Below are 24,964 nucleotides of genomic sequence, written 5' to 3' on the forward strand. Positions count from 1 at the left end.
CGAAAGAGACTTTTCATTGCTAAATTACCTGAAGAAACTGCCAGTTTCGATCATACTGCTTATCACCCTCATACTCGCCTCCTGCAGTAGTGAAAAACAGGAGATTCATGAGGTTCTTGATGCACGTGATATTGCGTTCACTGCCCATGACACTGCCGCCTACAGTGCCCTTCTTCACCCGAATTACAACCACCTGAAGCAAAACAGTTCTGATGTTATCGAAAGGGTTAAACAGCTGTTTTCACAATTTGATATGATGGAGATGCATTCCAGAGATCGAACTATCTATTTTGTCGATGACACCCATGCCCAGTGCGAGCAGAGCTACAGGCTCAGGGTAAAGGCCGATAACAGGTGGCGAGAGATTAACCGGCGTGAACGCATCGAACTGACCAAGTCACCTGATGGCTGGAAAATCAGTGGCGGACTCTAAATAATATTGTTCTCTGACTTATTGGTCCACATATCGACCGGGAAGTCATCGACCATGATTGCACTCCTAACCGCCTCTTTTGAGGCAATGAGCAGGTCAGCCTCTTCCCTGTTGATCTCCTGATCCTTCACAAGCATATCAAGCCACTCGCTATAGGAGTGATCGGGTGTGTAAATGAATCCACTCTTGCGAAGTTTCGCTTCAACCGGTTCGACTTGAATGGTGAGATTCATGGCATAATGAAGTCGTCCGGTCAGGTCCTCTTTGTCATCGGAGCTATAGATTCCATCCACAAGCCGTTCACGCGTTTGCGATGGCTCAATCAACAACTTGGCTATCTGGTGTGACAGGCGATCACCCGGAAGGCTCCGATGTTTGCCAAGCGGAAATGCCCAAGCCCGCATCTTCCATGCCACAGGGCGAATCGGGAAATTACGTATCACACCATCAAGTGCCTGTTGAACCTGATAAAGCGCGAACTGGCATGACCAGTGCACCAGTGGAAGATCCTCTTCCATACGCCCCTCATCCTCAAATCGTTTGAGTACAGCAGAGGTCAGATAGAGATAGGCCAACGCATCGGCAAAACGTCCGGAAATTGCCTCCTTGCGTTTCAGCGCTCCGCCCAGCGTCAGCAAAGCCAGATCTGCCATTGCCGACATTGCAGCACTATAACGTCCAACCTGACGATAATAGGTTGCTGTAGCCCCGGATACCGGGGAGTGAGCCGCCAACCCACCTGTTAACCCATAGAGCACAGCTCTCGCCGCATTGGATATGGTGTAACCGACATGAGACATCAGCGCCTCATCAAAGCGAATAAGCGCCTCATCCGCATCTTCCAGTGAGGCTGCTTCGATCTCCTGCTGCAGATAGGGGTGGCAGCGCATTGCGCCCTGTCCGAAGACCATCATGCTGCGGGTCAGGATATTGGCTCCCTCCACCGTGATGGCTACCGGAATCGACTGGTAGGTGCGGCCAAGGTAGTTGGATGGACCGAGGCAGATACCACGCCCCCCATGTACATCCATCGCATCGTTGATCACCTGTCGCATGCTTTCAGTTAGGTAGCGCTTGGCGATTGCAGTAAGCACCGCCGGCTTCTCACCCTGATCAAGTGCTGATGTGGTCAGCCGTACCGTGGCGTCCATCATATAGGTAAGGCCACCAATCCGCCCCAATGCCTCTTCCACCCCTTCGAAACGCCCGATGGAGGTCCTGAACTGCTTACGCAAGCGGGCATATGCTCCGGTGGTATCACTGGCCATTTTTCCTGCTGCAGCACTGAGCGAAGGAAGCGAGATGCCCCGTCCGATGGAGAGGCGTTCCACCAGCATGCGCCACCCCTTGCCAATCATCTTCTCTCCACCGATGACCCACTCAAGCGGGATAAACACATCCACACCGCTATTCGGACCATTGAGAAATGCAATGTTCAGCGGATCATGACGTGCACCGATCTCCACACCTGGAAAATTGGTCGGCACCAGTGCACAGGTAATACCGAGGTCCTCTTTGTCACCCAGAAGGTGGTCGGGATCGTAGGCGTGAAATGCCAGCCCCAACACCGTCGCGATTGGGCCAAGGGTGATATAGCGCTTCTCCCAGTTCAGCCTGAGTCCCAGCACCTCTTTGCCTTCAAACTCAACTTTACAGACAATACCGGTATCGGATATCGCCCCCGCATCGGAGCCTGCATCAGGGCCAGTGAGGGCAAAGCAGGGAACCTCTTCACCGCTTGCCAGGCGTGGTAGATAGTGGTCTTTCTGCTCTTCAGTTCCGTAGGCCAGCAGCAGTTCTGCAGGGCCAAGTGAGTTGGGTACCATCACAGTCACCGCAGCAGTAACACTACGGCTGGCTATCTTCTGAATCACACAGGCATGTGCATAGGCTGAGAACTCCAGACCACCGTAGGATTTCGGAATGATCATCGCGAAGAAACCTTTGCCCCGGATATAGTTCCACACCTCTGGCGGCAGGTCGCGCAGTTCATGGTTAATCTGCCAGTCATCAAGCATGGAACAGAGCTCATTTACAGGCCCATCGAGAAAAGCCCGCTCCTCCTCACTGAGTTCCGGCTTCGGTGTTTTAAGCAGAATGTCCCAACTGGGATTACCCTGAAAAAGCTGTGCGTCCCACCAGACTGTTCCAGCTTCGACAGCATCACGCTCAGTCTGTGACATCGGTGGCAGTGCCCTGCGAATATATTCGAGAATCGGACTGCTTACCCTTTTTCTTCGGTTGTCATCAAGTCCAAGGGCCAGAAAAGTGACACCAATCAGAAACAGGAAAAGCGCCCCGATGGTAAAATCCATACCTGCGCCAATCAGCAGAAAGTCGACAATGACAAGCAGAGCCAGCCAGATATGCAGGGAAAGTTTTGTGTGCACCAGAAGGAGAAGAACACCGAAGAACAGGGCCAAAAGCAGTATCCAGAACATACTAACCTCCTAGGGGTTATCAAATGGAATCAAAGCATTTGATTCTAGTATAGCCGTGAATCTTTCATTCCCCCAATAAAAAGGGGGGGGCCCAGAGGCCCCCCTTCCAAGCTGGTTATGAAACAAATTAGAAACTGTGATTGATCGATGCCATAAGAATATGGGCATTTCCTTTATAGGTGCCGTTTTTCAAAGCATTTGTTCCGCCAGTTGACTGTGTCTGCTCTCTCTTGTTGATATGAACATAGGCGTAAGCGAGATCAAGTGTTGTATCAGGTGTGAAGTCGTAGCCATGGCCGATCGATACAATATGACGGTCATTTCCTGGAATGGAAGGTGAGAAATCAACATCCTTGATCGGTGTAGGTGAAAAGATGTAGCCAAAACGGGCGCGCATATTGGGCAGGTACTTCCATTCCGCACCCACCCTGAGATCGACGGTTGCCTTCCAGTTTTCAGGAATCGTATTCACATTGGTTCCGCCAGTCAGAACAGTCGACAATGTAGAAGGAGTATACTGGATACGAATCTCTTTAAACGTCTTCCAGTTCACCCAATCGGCATCAAAACTCAACGTCCACTGTTCGTTCGGCATGAAGGCAAAACCAACATTCACCTGATCAGGAAGGGTAAGGGAGGTGTTACCTGTAGTCGTTGCACCAACCAGCAATGGACCAATAACAGGAACAGCAGCCAGAGCAGGCCCGCCAGTAATTAATCCATTTTTAATATCAACCTTGATCCTGCTGCGGTAAGTAACGCCGAAGTTGAAACCGTCACCTTTATAGAAGATGGATGCATTGCCACCCCAACCATCGCCTTTGCCGCTCAGAAGCTGTGCAGTATTATTCAAATCTACTTTATTTACATAGGCGTAATCTACGCCTGCTGCAAAAGAGAGTCTGTCCGATGCCTTGAAAATAACACTCGGATTGACCATCACCATATTGATTCGTGAAAAGGTATTCTTGCTCGAAAAAACGGCTGTAGAGGGCCAACTTGTCTCCAGTCCAAATGGGGAGTTAATACTCAGGGAGGCTCCAAGGCTCGACCCCTCATCCCAGTAGGTGAAGTAGGCATGAGGAACAAAGAATGTCCCATTCTTTGCTTTCGTTGCCGCGGGATGTAACGGATTGGATGTATTGGTGGTAAAGTCATTGCTGGTAAGGATCACATTACTGCCAAGCATCAACTGTTTTCCCGTTGTGAACGCTACACCTGCCGGGTTATGCCATGCTGCAGATGCATCATCCGCCACGGCTGTAAATGCACTGGCCATACCTGTTGCCCGGGAAGACATCTCGCCAACCATATAACCACCAGCCTGAGCAGTTGAGATGCCGGCAAACAGCATCGAAACCAATAGTATATTTCGCTTCATGAACACTCCCTCCTCCTAGAAATCGTGTAAGTGCATAGAGGATAGACACTATTTCTATGGCTTGCAAACCGGATCTCGAGGGAGCGTCAAAATTCCATCAATAGTCTGACCAGTCGCCTGACCGTACTGGAAAATAGTTTGTCGCTGTAAAAACTTCCGGCAATACGTTTGTTGGCTTCGGCAAGGGTTGGATAAGGAGCAATCATCGAAGCCATAGCCCCGACCTTCATCTTCTGGCTTATCGCCAGCACCCAAGGCTGAATCAACTCACCGGCATGAGGGCCGACAATACTTGCACCAAGTATCAACCCTTTCGGTGTTGTGATCACCTTGATCATCCCTTCGGTGCGCCTTTCCGCCTGCGCACGATCATTTTCGGAAAAACTCCAGCGAAGCACGCGAACTACCTTTCCTTCCTTGGTCGCATCGGCCTCACTCACACCTACGTGAGCCAACTCAGGATCACTGTAGGTCACCCAGGGAACCGCTGAGTAATCCACCTTGGCCGGCAACTTGAACAGCATGTTGCGAAGCACAACACCTGCCTGATAAGACGCCATGTGGGTAAACTGATAAGGACCTGCAACATCGCCGATAGCAAACACCCGTCTGTTGCTCGTCCGTAGACGCGCATCTACTTCAACACCATGAGGCGTGTATGAAATGGCTGCAGCTTCAAGGTTCAGCCCGTTAACATTTGCCCGGCGGCCCGTAGCTATCAACAGATGAGAACCAGTAGCGCACTGCGCTCCCGCATCGGTTTCACAGTGAATAGCGACCTGACCCTCCTGGGTTCTGCCGAGCTTCAGGTTGCGCCCACCCTCATAAAATAGCACGCCTTCTTCACTGAGCCTGTCAATCACGACCCGGGCCAACTCTGGATCATCTTTCACCAGCAGTCTCGCCATCTCCACAACTGTGACTTTAGCACCCAGACGACGAAATGCCTGGGCCATCTCAATCCCTATGGGGCCACCACCAACTACAATCAGATGCTCAACAGCATCCCTGTTTTCGAAGATGTTTTCATTGGTGAAGTAAGAGACCTGATCCAACCCATCGATTGGAGGCACAAACGGTGAAGAGCCGGTTGCCAGTACAAAGTATTTCGCACGAATCAACTGATCGCCCGCACGCACAGTCTGCTCATCTTCAAATGAGGCCGTCGCACGAATCACGTTGACCCCCAACCCTTCAAAGCGCTCCTGCGAATCATTCGGAGCAATTGCGTCGATCACCTCATGGAGGTGACGATGGACATCCTGCCAGTCTGTAGAAGGCTCACCCGCCTTCAGACCAAACTGACCGGCTTCACGAATAGTCTGCGCCGCATGCGCAGCGGCAAGTAGTGCCTTGGAAGGAACACAGCCTGTGTTCAGGCAATCTCCCCCCATCTCACCCTTCTCGATGAGCACGACATTTGCCCCCATTTGGGATGCGCCGGCGGCAACACTCAGGCCACCGGAACCGGCTCCAATGACACAGATATCAACCTTGATTAGATCCATTACTGAATCTCCTCAATTGCCGGCTTACGAAAATGTTTATAGATAACTGGAGTCAGACTCAACAGTGCCAATCCAAGCAGGGCGCCCACAACCTCCGGTGTCATCACACCTCGCATCGTGATCCCCTCCCCCCGGTCAAGCACACTTCCGAGCCCCGATCCGGCCAGCGCATAGACAAATGTCGCTGGTATGATGCCGAAGAAGGTAGCAATGAAATAAACTCGCAGTGGCACACCAAGAAAGGCCGGAACGAGATTGACCAGAAAAAACGGGAAGATCGGAACCAGCCTTAAGACAAACATATAGCTCAATGCATTCTCTGCAAAACCCGCCTGCATTTTTTTTACGCTTTGGCCTGCTCTGGCCAGCAGATAATCACCAATCGAGGTTTTGGCGACCAGAAAAAGTGCCACCGCCCCAATCGTCGCTCCGGTCACTGAATACAGACCTCCGGGAAGTGCTCCAAAGAGAAATCCACCACTAACTGTCATCACCAAACCACCAGGCAGTGAAAAAGCGACAACAGCAATGTAGGCAAGGATGAAGATCAGAGGGGCTGCTACTGCATAGGCCGACACCCACTCCAGCAACAGCGCACGATGCTCACTTAAAACATCAAAGCTGAGGTGTCGGCCCAGATCGAAATAGAGGGACAATGCCAGCACTACGCCAATAGCCAACAGGGGAAATATACGTCTCAGCAAATCACTCTCTCTCTTCTTCATATCTATTTTCATCATCCTCTTGGTCGAACAAACACGTCCGAGATTACACATAAATCGAAACAGATATTCCACAAGCTGTAACGAGTTCGCTACACTGCGCCCCTTTGCAGGAGTAGCCCACATGAGTTTGCAGTCAGAAATCGAGAAACGTCGCACCTTCGGTATCATTTCACACCCGGATGCCGGTAAAACCACGCTGACTGAAAAGCTGCTGATGTTCGGTGGCGCGATTCAGATGGCCGGTGCCGTCAAAGCCCGTAAAGCCACTCGCCATGCCACCTCAGACTGGATGAAGATTGAGCAGGAGCGTGGCATCTCGGTCGCCTCTTCCGTTATGAAGTTCAATTATAAGATCGATAAAAAAGACTTTGAGATCAATCTGCTTGATACGCCGGGCCATCAGGATTTTTCCGAGGATACCTATCGTGTTCTCACCGCTGTTGATTCAGCCATGATGGTGATCGATTCAGGTAAGGGCGTAGAACCACAGACTGAAAAGCTGATGGAGGTGTGCCGCATGCGTAACACCCCTATCGTCACCTTTATCAACAAACTCGACCGCGAAGGTCTGGAGCCACTCGATATCCTCGCCGATATTGAGGAGAAGCTGCAGATCGAGTGCGCCCCGATGACCTGGCCCATTGGCATGGGGAAATCATTCAAGGGGGTTTATAACCTCTATAAGAAGGAGCTGAACCTCTTCAAGGCTGGTTCTGAAACCGCTGATATCAAGGTGGTTCATATCGAAGACCTGAACGACCCCAAGCTAGATGAACTACTAGGGCCTCAGGCTGATGAACTGCGCGACAACATTGAACTGCTTGAAGGGGCTGCCGACCCATTTGATCTCGAACACTTTCTGGCTGGCAGTCAGTCACCGGTATTCTTCGGCTCTGCCGTTAACAACTTCGGTGTTAAAGAGCTGCTCGATGCCTTCTGTGAATTTGCCCCCCACCCTGGCCCGCGCAAGGCGGTGGAACGAGCCGTGAATCCTGATGAAAAGGATTTCTCCGGCTTCTGCTTTAAGATTCAGGCAAACATGGATCCGGCGCATCGCGACCGCATCGCATTCTTCCGAATCTGCTCCGGAAAATTCGAGAAAGGCATGAGCGTGCGTCACCATCGCATTAATAAGGATGTCAAAATCGCCAATGCAGTGATCTTCATGTCACAGGATCGCGCTCATGTCGAAGAGGCATATGCAGGTGACATCATCGGCATTCACAACCACGGCACGATCAAGATTGGTGATACCTTCACCACGAAGGAGCAACTGAAATTTACCGGCATTCCGAATTTTGCACCGGAACTGTTCCGTCGCGTGCGCCTGAAAGATCCGATGAAGCGCAAGCAGCTGCACAAGGGGTTGATCCAGCTTTCCGAAGAGGGTGCCGTGCAGGTATTCAAAACCAATCTTGGTGGCGACTACATCTTAGGCGCTGTAGGCGTACTGCAGTTCGATGTGACCGTTGCACGGCTGAATGCGGAATATAAGGTGGATGCCGATTATGTCGGCACCGATTTCCAGATCGCGCGCTGGATCACCTGTGATGACGAGAAGAAACTAGCCGAATTCACCCGACTGTTTGACTCAGCATTGGCAGAAGATGCAGATGGCTTCCTCGCCTATCTGGCACCAAGTGCTTGGAAACTCAACTACACCGAAGAGCAGTGGCCTGAGATCACCTTCCATAAGACGCGAGAGCACATATAAATCAGACACTGATGGACGCAGATATTCGCAGATAGAAACTTTGAAAACAGTGGGTATCGTTCACTGATCTTCCCTGCATTTCTTATGCTTATCTTTATCTATGCCCGCAAGGTGAATTGCGCTTGCGCAAGAGAGGTTGCCCTGGGGGATCGGCGTAAATCAGTGTCTAAAAAATTGCATAGGACAGCTTGGAACAGGCTCGCTACACTTGCCGCATGTATGATACATATGATGAAGAACACGAAAACATCGGGCGGCTGAACAAGACCCAGCAAAAGCGCGAAATTGCAGAACTTCATGATCTGGCCAAGAGCCTCTCCAAGCTGGATCCTGTAGCTCTTGAAAAAATGGATCTGCCTAAAGAGCTGCTCCAGGCTCTGATTGCGGTGCAAGGCATGAAACACACCGCTGAAAAGCGGCAGTTCAAGTTTATTGTTAAACTTCTACGCCAGATTGAAACCGAATCATTCCATGAAACCATTGCAGAACTTGATGCAAAGAAAGAGGAGCAGGATAAAAACTTTCACCGCACCGAACGATGGCGCGATCGTCTGATCGCAGAGGGTCAGGGTGCAATGACTGAGTTTATGGATATCTACCCGCAAGCTGATGCTAGCCAGATCAGGCAGTTGGTTCGCAATATCAACAAAGAGATCGCGCAGAACAAACCGCATAAATCTTCCCGCGTTCTCTTCCGGCTTCTTCGCGATGTTATCTGCCAATAACAGGGTAGTATAACATTCATTTATTTGCGCCATTTGTGTTAGAATAATCACCATTCAACCATGAGAGGTTCATCATGAAACGCATCCTCACTCCGGCACTATCCATTTTTCTAGCTATTGGACTCATCTCCTGTGGCGATAGTGGCGATGGCATTGTCGGCAAAACAATGCAGAACATTGCAAATGAGTCTCTTCCCGGGGCCGATATTGTCCGCACGGAGTGCGGTTCATGTCATTACCTCGACAAAACTGTCCGCAAGGTCGGCCCATCACTCATGGGTATCTATGGTCAAGCTCCCAGAACCAAGGGCATCCCCTTTGAAAAATGGGATGAGGCTTCACTGGATGCATGGATTGAAAACCCGACTGCTGTACACCCTGAAACACGCATGAAGATCCCTGGCATCAAGGATGCAGAAAAACGTGCACTTATCATCGAGTACCTGAAACAGATTTAAGGCTTCTGCTTTTCAATCGATCGCTGATGAGAGGCCTTCAATCATAATAAACAACATCATCCTGAATTTAACATAGAGCACCGTGATCAGCGTGGCGCTTATGGCCGTGATCGACAACGGATGCATCGTTGAATTTTTCATTACCAGTCGTGGCATCAGTATTGCGCCACCCATAACGCCGGAACCGATCGACTGTAAAATCACCAGAAAAACTTTAATGGCAGGTATTGATGGCACTGCATCCAGGCTACCGAATATCACCAGCGTCAGTGCCACAAACCCCACCCACGGTAGATAGATAAAAAGGTATTCGATAAAGCTGATCTGCACATCTTTACGTCGTCCCAGAAAGATGATCGCAATGGCGATCAAGTTGGCTGGCACCAGATAGAAAAGAAAAGAGACAAGATAATCGTTCATGCAGGCAAGCTCCCTCCTGTATTGACCTGTTTGCTGATGCTATGCTTCGAAGCCAGTAAACGGAAACTTATAAAGTAGTGTGTGGAGAACCCATCTGATGATCAAAAAATTCGGTCTATTTCCGATCTTTCTTCTGATTGCAGCAATAGGCATGGTTGCGTTCGGTGCTTATAACCTGAACAAGATGCCGGAAACGAAGTACCCAATGTTCAATGCCGAATTCTCGCTGCACAGTGGCAGTGGTTCGGTCTCATTCAATGATCTTGCCGGCAAGGTCAGCGTGGTATTCTTCGGTTACACCCACTGCCCCGATGTCTGCCCAGCCACACTGGTCAATTTCGGCCATGCATTGAAGATGCTGGGTGATGAGGAGCGCAGCAAGGTGCGTGCAGTTTTCATCTCGCTGGATCACGAGCGTGATACGCCTGAAATGGTTTCAAAATACACCCGCTTCTTTCATCCTGAGATCATCGGCCTGACCGGTAACGAAGCAGAGGTTGCCGCTGCAGCCAAAGCATTCATGGTTCCCAGCGAAAAGAATGCACCAAATGCCAAGGGTAACTACACCATGAACCACGGCACCTATCTCTACGTGGTCCGCCCTGACGGCAAACTGGGTGAGTTAGCCAGCCACCAGGACAGCGCGGAAAAGATCGTGGCCTCCCTGCGCAAATGGATCAAGTGGGCTGAATAATCTCTGGGAGTTAACCTGCTTCTTTTGAAGCCTTATATCTTCAAGAGGCATACCCCTCGCCGCTTCCGGCGGTGGTCTCAAGGGGTGGTGCAGTCATTCAGGTTGGCAAGAAAGTAGCGGGGATCTTGTTCAATCGGGGTAGATCACATTACCTCGAATCATCACATCATTACCCAGCTTACGATATTTGATATCTGCCAGTCGAAGCGCATGATCCAGCGTCTCCACCCCTGTACCATTCCAGAGTGAAACTGCATCACGGCCGCCGATCAGGATTGGCGCCTGATAGAGCACCACCTCACTGGTGAAATGAGCGTCGAAAAATGAGGCGTGCAAACAACCACCACCCTCCAGAAGCAGGTGAAGATATCCGTCCTGAGCCAGATGTTTGAGGATTGCGTCGAGCGAATTCAACTTCTCGATCTGGACGCCCGCCTCTCGCCATTTTTCGGTATGTTCGTTGAAACTGCGCACATAAAAACGTGTTGGGGCATCATCAGAGAGCAGTTTACTCTCCTGAGAAAAATGCGGCGTCTCAAAGCAGAGCACCACCCTGAGAGGGACACTCCCCTTCACCTCGACATCGCGCACCGTCAGTGAAGGGTTGTCAAAATGGAGTGTTCCAGCGCCAACAACAATCGCATCAACCTGAGCTCTTATTGCCTGCGCATGCAGGCGTGACTCTGGCCCACTGATCCACTGCGAATGCTGGCTGTGCGTGGCAAGCTTACCATCTAGCGAAATGGCGGCCTTGGCTGTCACATAGGGACGCCCTGTCTTCATATAATGGAAAAATGGCAGATTCAGCTTGTCAGCCTCATCCTTCATAAAGCCGCCGATCACATTGATACGGGCAGCGACTAACACCTTGGCTCCTCCCGCCATTTTCGGGTTTGGATCAGATGATGCGTATATAACATCTGTTATGCCGGAGCTTCGGATGGCATCGGTACAGGCGGGGGTCCGGCCATGGGCAGCACAAGGCTCCAGTGTCACATAGAGTGTCGCACCCTGCGCATTTTCACCGGCCTTCTCAATCGCCATCGCTTCGGCATGCAATCCGCCCGGATATGCGTGCCATCCCTCGCCCACAACCTCGCCGCTTTTGCCTACCACCACAGCACCCACGCGCGGATTCGGATGCGTCGAACCAATGCCTCGCTTGGCGAGCTCAATGGCACGCTGCATAAAGGGTTCGTGATGTTTCCGCTCAGGCTCAGTCAACATGCGATCAGCATGGCGGTTTCCATTTTCCAAATCAAGTCGAAAAACCTCTGGTTGAGAGGGGATGCAACAATTTCCAATAGTGCTTAGGTTTCCCCCATGCTGATCGTTATTTCACCTGCCAAAAAACTCGATTTCAAAGCGCCTGCGCCCGTTGCCGATTTCACCCAGCCGGATCTCCTGATCCATGCTGCCGAGCTGATTACTCTCATGCAGGAGAAGGACAGCTTTGAGATTGGCGACTTGATGAAGCTCTCAATGAATCTAGCCGACCTGAATATGGAGCGGTTTCAACAGTGGCATACCCCGTTCACATCAGAGAACGCCAAACAGGCGATCTTTGCCTTCAGCGGCGATGTCTACCAGGGACTGGATGCAAGCTCTCTGGACGCTGAGGCAGTTGCATTCATGCAGCAGCACCTGCGCATCCTCTCGGGGCTCTACGGCACGTTGCGCCCGCTTGACTTGATGCAACCCTACCGCCTTGAGATGGGCACAAGGCTTGCCAATGATCGCGGTCGCAATCTTTACGAGTTCTGGGGCGACATCATCACCGACAGCGTGAACAGCGCGCTGGCTGAACAGGGTGATGATATCCTGATCAACCTCGCCTCCAGCGAATATTTCAGCTCGATCAAAACAGCCAACATCAACGGGACCATCATCACACCTGTGTTCAAAGAGCTGCGCAAAGGTGCATACCGTATCATCAGCTTCAACGCCAAAAAGGCGCGCGGCTATATGAGCAGGTATATGATTGAAAACAGGCTAACAAACCCCGAGGAGCTCAAGGCATTCGATGTCGCTGATTATGCCTTCAATGCCGACCTCTCATCATCCAGCGAGTTTGTCTTTACGCGCTGATAGCTGCCTAGCCATAGAAGCAAACTGGAATTTGAGATGCTTCCATGGATGTGTATATATAGTTGGTTCTCTCTCCTTTCTTGCATGCCCCTCATAAAAAAGGGCGCAGCTTTCGCCACACCCTCTGTTTTAATGCTCACACGGCTACTTATGCAGTAGCTGCTGCCAGCGCCTGATCGATATCGGCAAGAATGTCGTCGATATGTTCAATGCCGATGCAAAGGCGAATCATATCTGGCGTTACACCTGCCGTAACCAACTCCTCTTCGGTCAGCTGACGGTGCGTGGTTGAAGCGGGATGCGCAGCCAGCGATTTTGTGTCACCGATATTGACCAGCCGTTTGAACAGACCCAGCGCATCGTAGAATTTCTCAGCCACTTCAAAACCACCTTTGACACCAAAGGTGAGCAGACCGGACGGGCGGCCGTCGCAGTATTTCTTTGCCAGATCATAATAGGGTGAATCAGGTAACCCACCATACTGCACCCACGCCACTGCCGGATGGCTTTGAAGATGTTTGGCGACGGCAATCGCATTGTCGCAGTGGCGTTCCATACGCAACGTCAACGTCTCGATACCCTGCAGAATCAGGAATGAGTTAAACGGACTGATTGCTGAGCCGGTATTACGCAGTGGTACGGTGCGGGCACGGCCAATAAATGCAGCCTCTCCCAGCGCCTCGGTATAAACAACACCGTGATAAGCAGCTTCAGGCTGGTTCAACATCGGAAAGCGATCTGCATGTTCAGCCCATGGAAATTTACCGGAATCGACAATCATGCCGCCGAGCGAGTTGCCATGTCCGCCCATATATTTGGTCAGTGAATAGACAACAATAGATGCGCCATGATCAATCGGGCGAATCAGTGACGGTGCAACCGTATTATCGACAATCACCGGAATACCGTGGCGTGCCGCCATGGCACAGATACCCTCAAGATCAACAATGTTTCCAGCCGGATTACCAATCGACTCGCAGTAGATGGCTGAGGTTTTGTCATCAATCAGGGCTTCCAGTGCCGCAGGCGTGTCATTCTCGGCAAAGCGCACATCAACGCCCTGACTAGGCAGCATATGCGCAAACAGTGTGTAGGTGCCACCATAAAGCATTGGCACAGTCACAATATTGTTGCCCATCGTAGCAATGGTTTGAATCGCATAGGTGATCGCAGCGCTGCCTGAGCTGACGGCAAGGCCGGCGATGCCGCCATCCAGAGCTGCACAGCGTTTTTCCAGCACATCAGCGGTAGGATTCATAATACGGGTGTAGATATTGCCAGGTACGGCAAGGTTAAACAGGTCCGCGCCATGCTGGGCATTATCAAATTCGTAGGCCACGGTCTGATAGATCGGCACAGCCACCGATTTGGTGGTCGGGTCGGTTTCGTAACCGGCATGGATGGCAATAGTCTCTGTTTTCATCGTACTCTCCTTGTAATGTTTGCCTGAATCAGGTGGATCTGTTTTGCGAGCGATCTCGCTCGAAATTCGTTTTTTCGTAAACCAGACCCAGCCAGTTATTGACGATGGACTTGGCTGTATCGCGCCAGGTGTTATCCAGTAGCGGCTCGATATGGGACTCCGGAAAGGCAGGTATCTCGGCGCCCTGCTTCATGGCTTCAAGTACGGCCTGCTTGTGCTGTTTGGCAATGGCGGCTGCATCAGCGCAAAAGTAATGCTGCGGCAGTGGCGGGTAATCCTCCCGCACACCTATAGTGAAACGGCACACCTCACGCTTGTACTCCTTTAGCAGGCTGTTGGTATCGTATTCGGGGTGGCCTTGAAAATAGACGAGGCTGTACTGATCGGGGCTGACCGCCATATGCACACCCGCAACATCGCTTTCGATCAGGATGGTAAGTCCGGCACGCTCCATCGGCTCCCGGTGCACTGCGTTGAATCGAGAATGCGGCACATCAAAACGCGTGTTGATATCGCGCAGCAGCGGGTGCTCCTGGTGAACAATACGATGGGGATAAACGCCCCACAGCTTGGCAGGCATCGGTTCGCGCTCAATATGATAGAGCTGTTTGACCAGCGCGTGAGTGGCCAGGCAGGAACAGAGTACCGAGGTGACATTCTCCTGCGCCCATCCGATTACTTCCTTAAGCGGTTCCCAGAATGGTTCCTGATCAAGGGACGGATTGGAGACATTGGCACCAGTAACAATCAGCGCATCCAGCCCCATCACCTTGATCTCTTCAAAGTTCTGGTAGTAGTGATCGATATAATCCTGGGTTTCAGCACTTCTGGGCAACCCCTCAACAGTGAAAGGGTGGACGAAAAACTGGGCAATCTGATTGCAACTGCCGACCAGCCGCATGAACTGTATTTCGGTGGCGATCAGGGCGGCATCCGGCATCATATTCAACAACCCTACATGCAGCTCGCGAATATCCTGATGCAGCGCCTGCTTCAGCGTCAGCACCTTTTCGCCGCGCTGACGCAGCTTCTCGAATGCAGGTAACGATGTATGCGCGACCAGTGGCATAAACCTGAAGCCCCCCTGTTCTCCCGCAACTGAGGAAAAACAACATGACAGCCTAGATTTTTTTACCTTTGTTGGAAAGCGGTGCGCAAGCAGGCAAGCCTCTACTTCGGAAAGACAGTTTCTAATTCAACACAGGGTAAGTGGATTTAGCCTGTAGTTTTATTCATACCGATCAACTGGAACAGCTCAAGGCGCGAGGATGGGTTGTTCATGAATGCACCCGTCAGCTTGGAGGTGGTCGTCCAAGAGTTGGGTTTGTGAATACCGCGATGGCACATGCAGAAGTGCTGGCACTGGATGATAACGGCTACGCCCTTCGGGTCCAGCACCTCTTCAATGGCATTGGCGATCTGCATGGTGAGCTTCTCCTGCACCTGCAGTCGCTTGGCATAACCATCGACCACGCGTGCAAGCTTGGATAGCCCTACGACACGACCGCGCGGAATATAAGCGACATGCGCTTTGCCAACGAATGGTACCATGTGGTGCTCACAGTGGCTGTGTACATCAATATCGGAGACCAGAACCACCTCGTCGTAACCTTCAACCTCTTCAAAGGTTTTCTCCAAGTGATCGCGTGGATCTTCTTTGTAACCGGAAAAATGCTCATGCATCGCCGCCAGCACACGTGCCGGGGTCTCCTGCAGCCCCTCACGATTCACATCTTCGCCGATGTAATCGAGAAGGCCACGCACATGTTTCATGCCTTCAACATTATTGGGATCATTCAGGTCGAAATCATCGCTCACAGCACATCCTTCCTTTTCTCTTTCTGAGGGGCACCATAGCGCATTATGAACTGAAGAAACACCTGTAATGGAATTCAGGTTATTAGGGTATGGTTAAGGAAGAGAAGATGCTAACGATGGATCTGCTGCGCCACGGGGCGCTCGAAGGCGGCATAAAATACAGAGGCCAGGTGGATGATCCACTAACCAGCGCTGGCCGGATGGATATGGATCGTGTCTGGTCAATGGTCGCAGGAGATGTCGATACCATCGTCACCTCCCCCCTTTCACGCTGCGCAGAGCCAGCCTCTGCATGGGCAAAAGAGGTAGGTATTGAGTGCATCATCGAGCCGCGCGTAGCTGAGATTCACTACGGCAAATGGGAGGGCAAAACCATCCCCGAGATCCAGGCTGAATATCCCGGCCTGCTTGAGAGGTGGCGGAAAAACCCCGAAGGCATGCGCCCACCAGGTGGCGAATCGCCGGAGGAGCACCGGGCACGACTGAATAACTGGTGGCAGGAGGTCTGCGAAAGCCATCAAAACAGACACCTGTTGTTGGTCACCCACTCAGGAAGTATGCGCATGCTGCTTGCCCATACCCTAAGCGCCCCGATCGCCAGCACCCGTAATCTGTCGATGCCCTACGGTTGCTGGAGCCGCATATCTTATCAGAACAGCAGCTCGCAACTGCTCTTCCACAACAGGGAGCCACGCTGACAACGTGACCCGCAACACGGAAGTCACCCCTTAAAACAGCACTATTTCGCACTATATGATGAACTCGGTGTTCCTGCCCTGAAAGCAGAAGAACGCCGGCCGGAGTGTGAAATATGAACAGATTACTGTATCGAATGATTCCAGCCCTGCTGAGCCTCACCCTGCCTTTTAGCCTGCTGGCAGCCGAAGCGGCTCCTACCGACATGCAGGAGCCTGCAGCCATGACACAGGCTGTGCCGGAAAGCACTGAAAACAGTGCATCGATATCCGAAGCTGCCGCTGATGAGACTGCTTCGACAGATACTCCAGTAACAGAAGAGAGCCAGCCGGCCACTGATGTGCCACAAAACGAAGTAGTGGTAGCACCAGCAGCTGAAAACGAGGCTGCTGCTGTTGTAGAAGAAGCGAAAAACGATGGCACCTTCAGCATCGCAACATATGAGATCGAAGGTAACCTGCTGGTTCCAACCGAGACGATTGAGAAAAAACTGCAGCAATATATTGGTGAAAATAAAAGCCGTAATGACCTGTTCAGAATCAGGAATGCGGTTATCAAAATCTATCGTAAAGCCAGGCTGAAGGGGGTTTCGGTCTCTATACCCACCGCTGCTGAAGGGGGCGTGGTTCTTGTGAAGATCTTCGAGGATGATATTCCCGGCGTCTATCCCCAGCAGAGCAAAAAACCTGCAAAGGTGGATCCTGCAACTGCAGGCTCGGCAGATGTAGCGCTAGACTCCACAACCGCTCCTGCTCAGGCACCAGAAAGCGCTTCTCTCGAAGCTGAGGCGCAACTGCCTGAGATTGCAAAAACGGAAGTCGCAGAGGAGGCCCCAGCAAAGACAGTCGCTGTGCAAGCGCCTGATGTCGCAACCACCTTGCAACAGGACGAAACGGCAGAAGCAACTGCTCAAACTGAAAGCAAGCCTATTCAGCCCGAAACTGTTGCAAGCAATACAGAGTCCGCCACAGCGGAAGCGCCCGTCCGGAAGGCAGCAGAGCAGAAACCAACAACCCCTGTCGCGCCTAAGAAGGCAGAAAAACGCATCAAAAAAGCAGCCAAACCAACAGTGAAAGAAGCAGCAGTCGCGACCAAAAAGCCAACCATTGCGAAAGTTACTGCGAAAGAAAAGAAATCTGTTGCCAAAAAACATGCTGAGCAGGCATCAGCAAAACATGTGAGCCCCCCCAAGAAGGCTGTAAAGGCCAAACAGAAGGCGCCAGTTGAAACGGCAAAGGCATCTGCCTCTACTCAAGCTATAGATACAACAGAAGGAGCGTTTAATATCGAAAGCTTTGAGGTATACGGCAACTCTCTGGTCACAACAGCGGAGATCCAGAAGCTGCTCGCTGCCTATACCGGAAGCGATAAATCCTACGCCGACCTGATCAGCGCCAAACAGGGCATTACAAAGCTCTATCGTGCCAAAGGATACAAAATGGTGGCTGTTGGCATGCCTGCCAGAGTCTTCGGAGAGACAATCCCCGTGCGCATCTACGAGGCGAAGGGAAAGCGTTAAACGTTCCGCCTTCCGGCGAAAAAATTAATCGATCAGTTTACCAGCGATCTCTGCCAGATGCGCACCGTAGCTGCGCGCTGCAGCAAGTGCTCCCTCGGAGACCGAGCCCGGCATACCCTCGTGATTACCACTACGCCCGTATGGCCCCCACTGCAGTCCACCATCGGCATAACCGGGCAGTGACTTGGGGAATCCGACCGTAACAAGCCCCTGCTCAAGAAAATGCGAATGCAGAGAAATCATCGTGGTTTCAACGCCGCCACCTGCGCCACCAAAACCGCCGCCGGTCGCAAAAACGCCGCCCACCTTGCCTTCCAGACCACCCTCCATCCAGAGTTTTCCGGCCTGGTCGATCAGCTGTTTCATCTGCCATGCCATCGACCCCATGTGCACAGGTGTGCCGAACACGATCACATCAGCAGCAAGCAGATCATCCAGTGATGTGTTTTCCGCCACCTGCAATTTTACTGAAACAGCAGGGTTGGCAACCTTCAAACCTGCGGCGATGGCATCAGCCATCTTTTTCGTATTCCCGTAATCGGAATGATAGGCAATCAGTACGTCCACGCTCCCCTCCAGCATCTCTGCGATGCGGGCATTGTCACCGATTGCAGCGAAAATACCAATCCACTTTAGAAATTGGTCAACTAAGGCTATATTGCGCCCTCTTTTTCGAGTGACGCGATCAACCTTCAGGAGAGCCCCGTGAGCAATAGCTTTAATGCAAGACAGACACTTCAGGTCGGCGACAAGACCTACACCTACTACCGACTGGATGCCGCAGGCGATGTAAGCCGCCTGCCCTATTCGATGAAAGTACTGCTGGAGAACCAGTTGCGCCGCGAGGATGGCCTGAACGTCACCGCTGATGACATCAACTTTCTGGTCAACTGGGATGAGAAGGCTGAGCCCAATCACGAGATCGCCTACATGCCTGCACGAGTGCTGATGCAGGATTTCACCGGTGTTCCTGCTGTGGTTGACCTTGCTGCGATGCGCGATGCCATGGCTGCCCTTGGTGGCGACACCCGCAAGATTGAGCCCCTTGCTCCTGCCGAACTGGTGATCGATCACTCAGTCCAAGTGGATAATTTTGGCGCTGCGGATTCCGCTGCAAAAAACACCGAGATTGAGTTCCAGCGTAACCGCGAACGTTACAACTTCCTCAAATGGGGACAGAATGCCTTTGAAACATTCAAGGCTGTGCCACCGGGCTGCGGCATTGTACATCAGGTAAACCTCGAGTTCCTAGCACGTACTGTGTTCGTCAATGATGAGGGCGTAGCCTATCCGGACACACTGGTCGGCACCGATTCACATACCACCATGATCAATGGCCTTGGCGTGCTCGGCTGGGGTGTTGGTGGCATCGAAGCCGAAGCGGCCATGCTTGGTCAGCCGGTCTCCATGCTGGTGCCTAAGGTGGTTGGTTTCAAACTGACCGGCCAGCTTCCGGAAGGTGCAACGGCTACCGACCTGGTACTCACCATTGTTGAGATGCTGCGTAAACACGGCGTGGTAGGAAAATTCGTAGAATTCTTCGGTGAAGGGCTTGATAGCCTGCCGCTGGCAGATCGCGCCACCATCGCCAACATGGCGCCTGAATATGGTGCAACCTGCGGCATCTTCCCGATTGATGAAGAGACCCTGAACTACCTGCGCCTCTCCAATCGTCCGGAGGAGAATATCGCACTGGTTAAAGCCTATGCCAAAGCGCAGGGCATGTTCCGCGAAGCAGGTAGCCCAGAAGCAACCTACAGCGAGAGCCTCGGCCTTGATATGTCCACCGTTGTGCCGTCACTGGCAGGCCATAAACGTCCGCAGGATCGTATCGCACTGACCGAATCAAAAGCGATTTACCAGAAGACAGTGGAAGCGGTGAAAGCAGAGGCGGGCATCAGCACCAAAGCTGTAAACACAGTCATTAACGGTAAAGAGGTCACCATCGATGACGGCGCAGTGGTTATTGCCGCCATCACCTCCTGCACCAACACCTCTAATCCATCGGTGATGCTGGGTGCCGGCCTTGTCGCCAGAAAAGCGGTGGCTCTTGGCCTGACTGCAGCACCATGGGTAAAAACCTCTCTCGGCCCCGGCTCGCTCGTAGTCACCGAATATCTCGATAAAGCCGGCCTTTCGGACGACCTGAATGCGCTCGGTTTTAACACCGTCGGCTACGGCTGCACCACCTGCATCGGCAACTCCGGCCCACTGCCTGCAGCGGTTTCCGCAGCCATTGCCGAAGGTGATCTGGCTGTAACCTCGGTACTCTCAGGCAACCGCAACTTCGAAGGCCGGGTACATGCAGAGGTTCGCATGAACTACCTGGCAAGCCCGCCACTGGTGGTGGCCTATGCGATAGCCGGCACAATGAATATCGATCTCTATAACGACCCGATCGGGCAGGACAAGGATGGCAACAACGTCTTCCTGAAAGATATCTGGCCGACCCAGAAGGAGGTGGCCGATGTGGTCGCATCCTGTGTGACCGCAGAGCAGTTCGAGGCCTCTTACGGCAACGTCTATGCAGGTGATGCCAACTGGCAGAACCTTGAAGCCCCGACCGGTGACCGCTTTGCCTGGGATGCTGACTCCACCTACATCCAGCATCCACCCTATTTCGAAGGCATGACCTTCGATCTTGATCCGATCACCGACATCAAGGGTGCACGCGTACTGGCACTGCTGGGCGATTCAGTCACCACCGACCACATCTCACCAGCAGGCGCGATCAAGGCTGACTCTCCGGCCGGTCGATTCCTGCAGGAGCGCGGCGTTGAAGCCAAAGACTTCAACTCCTACGGCTCACGTCGTGGTAACCACGAGATCATGATGCGCGGCACCTTCGCCAACATCCGTCTGCGCAACAAGCTGGCACCTGGAACTGAGGGTGGCGTCACTATCCATCAGCCATCAGGTCTGCAGATGAGTATCTATGACGCAGCCATGATGTATAAGGATGAGGGTGTTGCGAGCATCATTCTGGCAGGTAAAGAGTACGGTTCCGGCTCCTCACGCGACTGGGCAGCCAAAGGGCCGCGTCTGCAGGGTGTTCAGGCTGTGATTGCCGAGACCTACGAGCGCATCCACCGCTCCAACCTGGTCGGCATGGGTATTCTTCCACTGCAGTTTAAAGCGGGTGAATCTGCTGAATCGCTGGGACTGACCGGTCAGGAGTCATATGACTTCTCAGGTCTCGGTGATGGCTCCGCCAAAGAGTTGAGTGTCACGGCAACTGCAACGGATGGTTCGATCAAGTCCTTCACGGTCGATGTCCGCATCGATACACCGAAGGAGGTCGAGTATTACCAGCATGGCGGCATTCTGCAGTACGTGCTGCGCCAGCTCGCCAGCTGATTCGAAACAGCAACCTAGACTGAGCAAGAACCCTGCTGAAAAGCGGGGTTCTTTTGTTTGTGGCTCTATCGCCATCAGCAGGCCTCTGCTCCGGACCGGCAGAACAGCGATCTAAATTGTATCTTCCTGAATAACCATCTATATTAAGAACATGGTCGCGTAATGCTTGGGGAAACGTTCTTAAGCTTGGAGGGGCAGCATGGTAAAAAACGGAATAATGGGATTAATGATGGCAATCATCAGTTTTTCCTGCACTGCAATTGCTCAGGATACCCATGTAGCCATTATCAAAAATGTTTCAGGCAGTGTTGACGTATTGCGCAAAGATGAAAAACTTTCGGCCATCCCCGGCATGCAGCTGGTGCGCTCGGACAAAATCATTTCAGGTCAGGAGTCTCAGGCTGGTATCGTCTTTATAGACGGGACACTGATCACTGTTGGTTCATCCACTGAAATAGAGGTCAGGAAATATCTGTTTGAGCCCAAAAAGGCGAAATATGATTTCGCACTTTATGTTAAGAAGGGAGAGGCAATCTACTCTTCCGGAAAGCTTGGCAAACTGGCACCGGATGCAGTGAACCTGGAAACCCCCAGAGCAACCGTTGGAATCCGAGGCACCCGTTTCATCGTTAAGGTGGATTAATTATGGGTACCTGTTTAAGAGCTCTGGTCGCAATGGCTTCCCTGATGCTGGTAGCCTGTGCCTCTTCGCCGCTTTCAGTTGAAGATGACAAATTCTCTGCAGCACGAACTGCCATAGAACAGGCCAGGATGGCCAAGGCCGAGCGGTGTGCGCCGAAGCTTTTAGCGATGGCCGAGTCCAGACTGTACTGGGCGGCCCACGAACTGAGGGAACCTCAGATTAACCGTAGTCATCAGGCTGAGGTTGCCGCCCTGACAGCTCAGGCAGAGGATTATGCTAGGCAGGCTCGGGAACTGGCTTTTGAGAATTGCAGAGAGATAACAACTGTGATCTTAATACCGGATGAAGATGGAAACGTAGGGGCTATCTCGGTAAATGCAGGCGGCAAATCACAAACCGTCGATCAGGCTTTTCACGCCAGCTCAGTGATGGGCAGCGGATCAGCGCCCGGGCCGGTCATGGCTATGGATGAAGAACAGGTGAAAAAACAGTTTTCGGCGATCCTCAAGGCACAGCCACCAAAGCCTGCTCGCTTTATCCTCTATTTCGTTTCCGGAACCAGTGAGCTGACTGAAGAGTCCATAGCCCTGATTCCGCAGGTGCTCAAAGCATCAAAAGAGCGCGAGCCTGCTGAGGTAAGTATAGTCGGCCACTCGGACTCCACAGGTTCGGAAAAATTAAACTTGCGAATCTCATCAGCACGGGCAAAGGCTGTGGAGGCGCTGTTAAGGGCGTCCGACTCAGCTCCTGGTTCGATCTATCTGAGATTTCACGGTGAGAATGATCCGCTTATCCCTACCCCTGATAATGTTCCGGAGCCCAGAAACCGACGGGTCGAGATCATGGTTCTCTAGGTTACGGGCAAAGCTTTGCACGCACTCTCCTTTATAAACAAGCTCTCGATAAAATGGATAGCCCTGATTCTGCTGACCGGGATTTTGGTCTCATCCGCAATAGGCGCTCTTGGCTATTCAGGCTTCTCGATCATCAATCATGTTAACAACATGTTTTATGATGCCTATCAGAAAAACTCAAGCTCGGGCGCGGCATCATCAAAAACAGTTATTGTTGATATCGATGATGTCAGTCTGGAGGCTGTCGGGCAGTGGCCATGGCCCCGCTACAGGGTGGCTTCACTAATCCATGCCGTTGCCCAAATGCAACCTGCGGCGATTGGCTTGGATATCATCTTCGCCGAGCCTGATCGAACGGCTTTAATAAACATCCAGAAAGCCTTTATGGATGACTTCAATCTGGACATCAGCCTTGCCGGCGTGCCTGCCGCGCTGACCGACAACGATGGGTACCTTGGCTCTGTCCTGTCGGAAACAGGTGTGGTCGGGGCGAAATATTTTTATTTTGATCATAGCAGCAGCGTTGAGATATCCGGCAGCTCTGCATTTGAGATCATCGGAAAGACCGATCTGTTAACACTGCACGATGCGCCAGGCATGCTGGACAACACATACAAAATAGCCTCGCAGTTGAAATATGCAGGTTTCCTCAACAATCAGCCTGACAATGACGGCATGCTAAGAAAGCTGCCCCTTTTGATTCAGTATAAAGGCATCATCTACCCCCACCTGTCGCTGGCTACATTTATGCGGTCGCAGGGAGAAAACAGCGCAACTATTGAAGAGGGTGAATACGGCCCGGTGATCCGAGTCGGGAGGCATTACATCCCTGTTTCAAAAAAAGGGTTTGCGCAGTTGCGATTTAACGGGCCATCCCACCTCTATCATTCTGTTTCTGCCGTAGATATTTTAAACGGCACGGTCAGCGAAGATAACATTCGTGATAAGGTGGTCTTTGTAGGTTCATCGGCAGCGGGGCTGAAGGACCTCTACCATACGGTTTTTGATGCCCAGTTTCCCGGTGTAAAAACGCATGCTGTGATGGTCGAAAACATCAATGATGGCAATGTCATCATCGATCCGACATGGGGCAGAACCACTATCTTTGCCCTCTGCGTATTGACAGGTATTTTCATCTCTCTGCTGTTTATTTTCGTGCACAGCGCTTTTCTTGTCTTTGCCATTACGACGCTGTGGATTGCCTTTATGCTGATCGGAAGTTTTATCGCATTTGAATATACCGGCATATTTCTGGCTACCGGCACCCCTGCTGCTATTGCACTCATACTCTTCTCGATATTTGTGATCACACGCTTTGCGATTGAAAAAAGGCACTCCCACATCTGGTTCCGGCAGCTGGCTAATGCTCGGCAGGTAACCATGGAGTCCATGGCCGCAGTAGCAGAGTCACGCGACCCCGAGACCGGAGCACATATCAAACGCACACAGCATTATGTTAAGGCCATTGCCGATGAGCTAGTGCAGTCCGGTTTTTTCTCGGAAACCCTGACGCCTGACTTTATTGACCTTCTTTTTGTTTCCGCACCGCTGCATGACCTTGGCAAGGTTGGTGTCCCTGATAACATCCTGATGAAAGCGGGCAAACTGACCGATGAAGAGTTTGTGTTGATGAAAAAACATGCGGAGTACGGCAAAAAGATTATTTACAGCACGGCAGAAAAGATTGAAGGCAATAATTTCCTCATGCTTGCAGGAGAGATTGCTTCAACGCATCATGAAAAATGGGATGGCAGCGGTTACCCTAATGGACTGGCCGCTGAAGATATTCCGCTCTCAGGCAGGATCATGGCTGTTGCCGATGTATACGATGCCCTGATCAGCAAACGCTGCTACAAACCCCCTTTCTCACATGAGAAAGCATGCGGAATTTTGCGCGAGGGAAGAGGTAGCTCCTTTGATACCGTTGTACTCGATGCATTTTTCAACATAGAGGAGCGTATCAAAGAGATCGCTGCCAGCTTTTCCGATGATAATGAAATGGTACTTGGTGACAGGTGATGGATGCTCGGGGAAGGTTATAAGCAAAACACAAATTGACCGTAGCAA

22 protein-coding genes are annotated in these 24,964 nt (G+C 51.8%); 12 read left to right on the plus strand and 10 right to left on the minus strand.

Annotation, left to right across the window (positions count from 1 at the left end):
- Positions 1-16 precede the first annotated feature (16 nt).
- On the plus strand, positions 17-433 hold the full coding sequence (locus tag Ga0123461_RS08135) for a nuclear transport factor 2 family protein (RefSeq protein WP_100277877.1): 417 nt from the start codon (positions 17-19) through the stop codon (positions 431-433).
- Here the strand turns inward: Ga0123461_RS08135 and Ga0123461_RS08140 are convergent.
- The 4 genes from Ga0123461_RS08140 to Ga0123461_RS08155 form a co-directional block, all read right to left on the minus strand.
- A complete protein-coding gene (locus Ga0123461_RS08140; RefSeq protein WP_100277878.1) occupies positions 430-2,874 on the minus strand; it encodes an acyl-CoA dehydrogenase in 2,445 nt (814 codons plus the stop codon). The two genes, Ga0123461_RS08135 and Ga0123461_RS08140, sit on opposite strands and share 4 nt — an antisense overlap.
- Before the next feature lie 127 nt (positions 2,875-3,001).
- Complete coding sequence (locus Ga0123461_RS08145) at positions 3,002-4,255, minus strand: OmpP1/FadL family transporter (RefSeq protein ID WP_100277879.1); 1,254 nt, start codon at positions 4,253-4,255, stop codon at positions 3,002-3,004.
- A gap of 86 nt (positions 4,256-4,341) precedes the next feature.
- A complete protein-coding gene (locus Ga0123461_RS08150; RefSeq protein ID WP_100277880.1) occupies positions 4,342-5,763 on the minus strand; it encodes a dihydrolipoyl dehydrogenase family protein in 1,422 nt (473 codons plus the stop codon).
- Positions 5,763-6,443 (minus strand): TVP38/TMEM64 family protein, encoded by a 681-nt coding sequence (locus Ga0123461_RS08155; protein ID WP_198507036.1) that lies wholly within the window; start codon positions 6,441-6,443, stop codon positions 5,763-5,765. The genes Ga0123461_RS08150 and Ga0123461_RS08155 overlap by 1 nt, the downstream gene beginning before the upstream one ends.
- Before the next feature lie 166 nt (positions 6,444-6,609).
- Here Ga0123461_RS08155 and Ga0123461_RS08160 point away from each other — a divergent pair, with 166 nt between their 5' ends.
- The 3 genes from Ga0123461_RS08160 to Ga0123461_RS08170 all read left to right on the plus strand — a co-directional run bounded on the left by Ga0123461_RS08160 (position 6,610) and on the right by Ga0123461_RS08170 (position 9,385).
- The gene (locus Ga0123461_RS08160; RefSeq protein WP_100277881.1) at positions 6,610-8,202 is read left to right on the plus strand and encodes a peptide chain release factor 3; all 1,593 of its coding nucleotides are present in this window, start codon (positions 6,610-6,612) and stop codon (positions 8,200-8,202) included.
- A 215-nt stretch (positions 8,203-8,417) separates the two neighbouring features.
- Positions 8,418-8,927, plus strand: coding sequence for a ribosome biogenesis factor YjgA (yjgA, locus tag Ga0123461_RS08165; protein WP_100277882.1), 510 nt, complete (start codon positions 8,418-8,420; stop codon positions 8,925-8,927).
- A 74-nt stretch (positions 8,928-9,001) separates the two neighbouring features.
- Positions 9,002-9,385 carry a c-type cytochrome gene (locus Ga0123461_RS08170; protein WP_100277883.1) on the plus strand — a complete coding sequence of 128 codons (384 nt, stop codon included), beginning with the start codon at positions 9,002-9,004 and terminating at the stop codon, positions 9,383-9,385.
- A 12-nt stretch (positions 9,386-9,397) separates the two neighbouring features.
- Here the strand turns inward: Ga0123461_RS08170 and Ga0123461_RS08175 are convergent, their stop codons facing one another.
- Positions 9,398-9,805, minus strand: a complete 408-nt coding sequence (locus tag Ga0123461_RS08175; RefSeq protein ID WP_100277884.1) for a hypothetical protein — start codon at positions 9,803-9,805, stop codon at positions 9,398-9,400.
- 97 nt (positions 9,806-9,902) lie between these two features.
- Here Ga0123461_RS08175 and Ga0123461_RS08180 point away from each other — a divergent pair, with 97 nt between their 5' ends.
- Positions 9,903-10,499, plus strand: a complete 597-nt coding sequence (locus Ga0123461_RS08180) for an SCO family protein (RefSeq protein ID WP_100277885.1) — start codon at positions 9,903-9,905, stop codon at positions 10,497-10,499.
- A 129-nt stretch (positions 10,500-10,628) separates the two neighbouring features.
- Here Ga0123461_RS08180 and ribD read toward each other — a convergent pair whose 3' ends face one another.
- Positions 10,629-11,726 carry a bifunctional diaminohydroxyphosphoribosylaminopyrimidine deaminase/5-amino-6-(5-phosphoribosylamino)uracil reductase RibD gene (ribD, locus tag Ga0123461_RS08185; RefSeq protein ID WP_100278751.1) on the minus strand — a complete coding sequence of 366 codons (1,098 nt, stop codon included), beginning with the start codon at positions 11,724-11,726 and terminating at the stop codon, positions 10,629-10,631.
- A gap of 96 nt (positions 11,727-11,822) precedes the next feature.
- Here ribD and yaaA point away from each other — a divergent pair, with 96 nt between their 5' ends.
- Entirely contained in the window at positions 11,823-12,587 is a 765-nt protein-coding gene (gene yaaA / locus Ga0123461_RS08190) for a peroxide stress protein YaaA (protein ID WP_100277886.1), read from the plus strand.
- A gap of 148 nt (positions 12,588-12,735) precedes the next feature.
- Here the strand turns inward: yaaA and Ga0123461_RS08195 are convergent, their stop codons facing one another.
- The 3 genes from Ga0123461_RS08195 to folE form a co-directional block, all read right to left on the minus strand.
- Positions 12,736-14,010 (minus strand): O-acetylhomoserine aminocarboxypropyltransferase/cysteine synthase family protein, encoded by a 1,275-nt coding sequence (locus tag Ga0123461_RS08195; protein ID WP_100277887.1) that lies wholly within the window; start codon positions 14,008-14,010, stop codon positions 12,736-12,738.
- A 28-nt stretch (positions 14,011-14,038) separates the two neighbouring features.
- Positions 14,039-15,079: a homoserine O-succinyltransferase MetA gene (gene metA, locus Ga0123461_RS08200; RefSeq protein WP_100277888.1), complete on the minus strand. Its 1,041-nt coding sequence runs from the start codon at positions 15,077-15,079 to the stop codon at positions 14,039-14,041.
- A gap of 146 nt (positions 15,080-15,225) precedes the next feature.
- Positions 15,226-15,828 (minus strand): GTP cyclohydrolase I FolE, encoded by a 603-nt coding sequence (folE, locus tag Ga0123461_RS08205; protein WP_100277889.1) that lies wholly within the window; start codon positions 15,826-15,828, stop codon positions 15,226-15,228.
- 107 nt (positions 15,829-15,935) lie between these two features.
- Here folE and Ga0123461_RS08210 point away from each other — a divergent pair, with 107 nt between their 5' ends.
- Positions 15,936-16,526 carry a histidine phosphatase family protein gene (locus Ga0123461_RS08210; RefSeq protein ID WP_100278752.1) on the plus strand — a complete coding sequence of 197 codons (591 nt, stop codon included), beginning with the start codon at positions 15,936-15,938 and terminating at the stop codon, positions 16,524-16,526.
- Between the two features lie 113 nt (positions 16,527-16,639).
- The gene (locus Ga0123461_RS08215) at positions 16,640-18,043 is read left to right on the plus strand and encodes a POTRA domain-containing protein (protein WP_100277890.1); all 1,404 of its coding nucleotides are present in this window, start codon (positions 16,640-16,642) and stop codon (positions 18,041-18,043) included.
- Between the two features lie 24 nt (positions 18,044-18,067).
- Here the strand turns inward: Ga0123461_RS08215 and Ga0123461_RS08220 are convergent, their stop codons facing one another.
- Complete coding sequence (locus tag Ga0123461_RS08220) at positions 18,068-18,610, minus strand: NAD(P)H-dependent oxidoreductase (protein WP_100277891.1); 543 nt, start codon at positions 18,608-18,610, stop codon at positions 18,068-18,070.
- A 138-nt stretch (positions 18,611-18,748) separates the two neighbouring features.
- Between Ga0123461_RS08220 and acnA the strand changes: the two genes are divergently transcribed.
- The 4 genes from acnA to Ga0123461_RS08240 all read left to right on the plus strand — a co-directional run bounded on the left by acnA (position 18,749) and on the right by Ga0123461_RS08240 (position 24,916).
- The gene (gene acnA, locus Ga0123461_RS08225) at positions 18,749-21,400 is read left to right on the plus strand and encodes an aconitate hydratase AcnA (RefSeq protein WP_100277892.1); all 2,652 of its coding nucleotides are present in this window, start codon (positions 18,749-18,751) and stop codon (positions 21,398-21,400) included.
- Between the two features lie 199 nt (positions 21,401-21,599).
- Positions 21,600-22,043, plus strand: a complete 444-nt coding sequence (locus Ga0123461_RS08230) for a FecR family protein (RefSeq protein ID WP_100277893.1) — start codon at positions 21,600-21,602, stop codon at positions 22,041-22,043.
- 2 nt (positions 22,044-22,045) lie between these two features.
- On the plus strand, positions 22,046-22,897 hold the full coding sequence (locus tag Ga0123461_RS08235) for an OmpA family protein (RefSeq protein WP_100277894.1): 852 nt from the start codon (positions 22,046-22,048) through the stop codon (positions 22,895-22,897).
- Between the two features lie 84 nt (positions 22,898-22,981).
- Positions 22,982-24,916, plus strand: a complete 1,935-nt coding sequence (locus Ga0123461_RS08240; protein WP_257790601.1) for a CHASE2 domain-containing protein — start codon at positions 22,982-22,984, stop codon at positions 24,914-24,916.
- Positions 24,917-24,964: the final 48 nt, after the last annotated feature.

The sequence above is a fragment of the Mariprofundus aestuarium genome (assembly GCF_002795805.1).
Taxonomy (GTDB): domain Bacteria; phylum Pseudomonadota; class Zetaproteobacteria; order Mariprofundales; family Mariprofundaceae; genus Mariprofundus; species Mariprofundus aestuarium.